Source organism: Streptomyces sp. NPDC055078 (assembly GCF_053607985.1).
In genome coordinates, this window is record NZ_JBSGUP010000780.1 from 1 (window position 1) to 3,526 (window position 3,526).

3 protein-coding genes are annotated in these 3,526 nt (G+C 70.4%); all 3 read left to right on the plus strand.

All coding sequences use genetic code 11. The annotated features are described in order from the left end of the window. The first annotated feature begins 192 nt into the window (after positions 1–192). From deoC to ACWF94_RS36545, 3 genes are read left to right on the plus strand one after another with little or no spacing between them, the layout of a single operon-like run. Entirely contained in the window at positions 193–1,143 is a 951-nt protein-coding gene (gene deoC, locus ACWF94_RS36535; RefSeq protein ID WP_453498894.1) for a deoxyribose-phosphate aldolase, read from the plus strand. 5 nt (positions 1,144–1,148) lie between these two features. Continuing rightward, positions 1,149–2,585: an aldehyde dehydrogenase family protein gene (locus tag ACWF94_RS36540; RefSeq protein ID WP_453498890.1), complete on the plus strand. Its 1,437-nt coding sequence runs from the start codon at positions 1,149–1,151 to the stop codon at positions 2,583–2,585. Then, positions 2,578–3,468, plus strand: a complete 891-nt coding sequence (locus ACWF94_RS36545; protein WP_453498892.1) for an aldehyde dehydrogenase family protein — start codon at positions 2,578–2,580, stop codon at positions 3,466–3,468. Before ACWF94_RS36540 ends, ACWF94_RS36545 begins: the two co-directional genes overlap by 8 nt. Positions 3,469–3,526: the final 58 nt, after the last annotated feature.

A 3,526-nucleotide genomic window follows, 5' to 3' on the forward strand; every position in this document is an offset into this window, starting at 1 on the left:
CGCCCACCGCGTCCACCGCTCGAAGGCGGGCTCGGCTTCGGTCCCCCACGCTTGGATCATGCCGCGCCACACCGCGCAAGGCCCCGCGCACCCGCGCACCCGCGCTCCGGGGCCACAAGCGCCCGCGCCAGCGGACCCGCCCCCACCCCCTGTACAGGCTGCTACGCGCGTAGATATGCTCTGGTGGTGACCATGCCCCTCGCGCCCGATATCACCGCAACCGACATCACCGCATCCGACCAGACCCTCCGCCGCTTCCTCCACGGGCTCCCCGGCGTCGACCCGGTCGGACTCGAAGCCCGTGCCGCGACGCTCGGCACGCGGTCGATCAAGACGACCGCCAAGGCGTACGCGATCGATCTCGCGATCTCGATGATCGATCTCACCACGCTGGAGGGCGCGGACACGCCCGGCAAGGTCCGCTCCCTCGCCGCGAAGGCCGTGCGCCCGGATCCGACCGACCGGGAGACGCCCGCGACGGCGGCGGTGTGTGTCTACCCGGACATGGTCGCGACCGCGAAGGCCGCCCTGAGGGGCTCGGACGTCAAGGTCGCCTCGGTGGCGACGGCGTTCCCGGCAGGCCGGGCCTCGCTGGAGGTGAAGCTCGCGGACACCCGGGACGCGGTCGCGGCGGGTGCGGACGAGATCGACATGGTGATCGACCGGGGGGCGTTCCTCGCGGGGAAGTATCTGAAGGTGTACGAGGAGATCCGCGCGATCAAGGAGGCGGCGGGCCCGGCCCGGCTGAAGGTGATCTTCGAGACGGGTGAGCTGTCGACGTACGACAACATCCGCCGGGCGAGCTGGCTCGGCATGCTCGCGGGGGCGGACTTCATCAAGACGTCGACGGGCAAGGTCGCGGTGAACGCGACCCCGCCGAACACCCTGCTGATGCTGGAGGCCGTGCGGGACTTCCGGGAGCAGACGGGAGTGCAGGTGGGGGTGAAACCGGCCGGCGGTATCCGTACCAGCAAGGACGCGATCAAGTTCCTGGTGCTGGTCAACGAGACGGCGGGCGCGGACTGGCTGGCCGGCCACTGGTTCCGGTTCGGCGCGTCGAGCCTGCTCAACGATCTTCTGATGCAGCGCCAGAAGCTGGCCACGGGCCGCTACTCCGGCCCCGACTACGTAACGGTGGACTGATCGCCATGGCATCCGCTTTCGAGTACGCACCCGCCCCCGAGTCCCGCGCGATCGTCGATCTGGCACCGTCGTACGGCCTCTTCATCGACGGGGAGTTCGCGGAGTCCAGCGGCAACGACCGGGCGAAGACGCTCTCCCCGGCCACCGAGGAGGTTCTCGCCGAGTACACCCAGGCCACCGCGGAGGACGTCGACCGCGCGGTGAAGGCCGCCCGGAAGGCGTTCGAGAAGTGGTCGGCGCTGCCCGGCGCTGAGCGGGCGAAGTATCTGTTCCGTATCGCGCGGATCATCCAGGAGCGCAGCCGTGAGCTGGCGGTGCTGGAGACACTGGACAACGGCAAGCCGATCCGGGAGACCCGGGACGCGGACCTGCCCCTGGTCGCGGCGCACTTCTTCTACTACGCGGGCTGGGCGGACAAGCTGGGCCACGCCGGCTTCGGCCCGGACCCGAGGCCCCTCGGGGTGGCGGGCCAGGTCATCCCCTGGAACTTCCCGCTGCTGATGCTGGCCTGGAAGATCGCCCCGGCGCTCGCGACGGGCAACACGGTCGTCCTCAAGCCGGCCGAGACGACCCCGCTCTCCGCGCTGTTCTTCGCGGACATCTGCCGCCAGGCGGGCCTGCCGAGGGGCGTCGTCAACATCGTGACGGGCGACGGCCGCACGGGCCACTCGCTGGTCACGCACCCGGGCATCGACAAGGTCGCGTTCACCGGCTCCACGGCGGTCGGCAAGGCGATCGCGAGGGAGATCGCGGGGACGGACAAGAAGGTCACCCTGGAGCTGGGCGGCAAGGGCGCGAACATCGTGTTCGACGACGCGCCGATCGACCAGGCGGTCGAGGGCATCGTCAACGGCATCTTCTTCAACCAGGGCCAGGTCTGCTGCGCGGGCTCCCGGCTGCTGGTCCAGGAGTCGGTCCAGGACGAGGTGCTGGACTCCCTCAAGCGCCGGCTCGCCACCCTGCGCCTCGGCGACCCGCTGGACAAGAACACGGACATCGGCGCGATCAACTCGGCCGAGCAGCTCGCCCGTATCACCGCTCTCGTGCGGACGGGCGAGGCGGAGGGCGCCGACCGCTGGTCCGCCCCGTGCGAACTCCCCTCCTCCGGGTACTGGTTCGCCCCCACCCTGTTCACCAATGTCACCCAGGCGCACACCGTCGCCCGCGACGAGATCTTCGGCCCGGTGCTCTCGGTGCTGACGTTCCGCACGCCGGACGAGGCGGTCGCCAAGGCCAACAACAGCCAGTACGGCCTGTCTGCGGGCATCTGGACCGAGAAGGGCTCGCGCATCCTCGCGGTCGCGAACAAGCTCCGGGCGGGCGTCGTCTGGGCCAATACGTTCAACAAGTTCGACCCGACCTCGCCGTTCGGCGGATACAAGGAGTCGGGCTTCGGCCGCGAAGGCGGCCGTCACGGCCTGGAGGCGTACCTCGATGTCTGACACATCCCGACTGACCGTCTTCAAGACCTACAAGCTGTACGTCGGGGGCAAGTTCCCCCGCTCCGAGAGCGGCCGGGTGTACGAAGTGTCCGATACCAAGGGCAAGTGGCTGGCCAACGCCCCGCGCGCGTCGCGCAAGGACGCCCGGGACGCGGTGGTCGCCGCGCGCAAGGCGTTCGGCGGCTGGTCGGGCGCGACCGCGTACAACCGGGGCCAGATCCTCTATCGCGTCGCCGAGATGCTGGAGGGCCGTCGGGAGCAGTTCGTACGGGAGGTCGCGGACGCGGAGGGGCTGTCGAAGTCCAGGGCGGCGGCGCGGGTGGACGCGGCGGTCGACCGCTGGGTCTGGTACGCGGGCTGGACGGACAAGATCGCCCAGATCGTCGGCGGGGCGAACCCGGTCGCGGGCCCGTACTTCAATCTCTCCACCCCCGAGCCCACCGGCGTCGTCACCGTGCTCGCCCCTCAGGATTCGTCGTTCCTGGGCCTGGTCTCGGTGATCGCGCCGGTCATCGCCACCGGTAATACGGCCGTGGTGATCGCGAGCGAGCGGTCCCCGCTGCCCGCGCTCAGTCTGGGCGAGGTGCTGGCGACCTCCGATCTGCCCGGCGGAGTGGTCAACATCCTGACCGGCGGTACGGCGGAGATCGCGGCCCCGCTCGCCGCGCACCAGGACGTCAACGCCATCGATCTGACCGGCGCCGACGCCGTACTGGCGAAGGAACTGGAGATCGCGGCGGCGGACAATATGAAGCGGGTGCTGCGCCCCCGGCCGGAGGATTACGCGGCGGACCCCGGCACCGGCCGGATGACCGCGTTCCTGGAGACCAAGACGGTCTGGCACCCCACGGGCGCGCTCGGCGTGTCCGGTTCCTCCTACTGATTCCTCCTACTGGGCACGGGCCCCGACACGGGAAGAGCCCCCGGCCGTCGCGTACGCC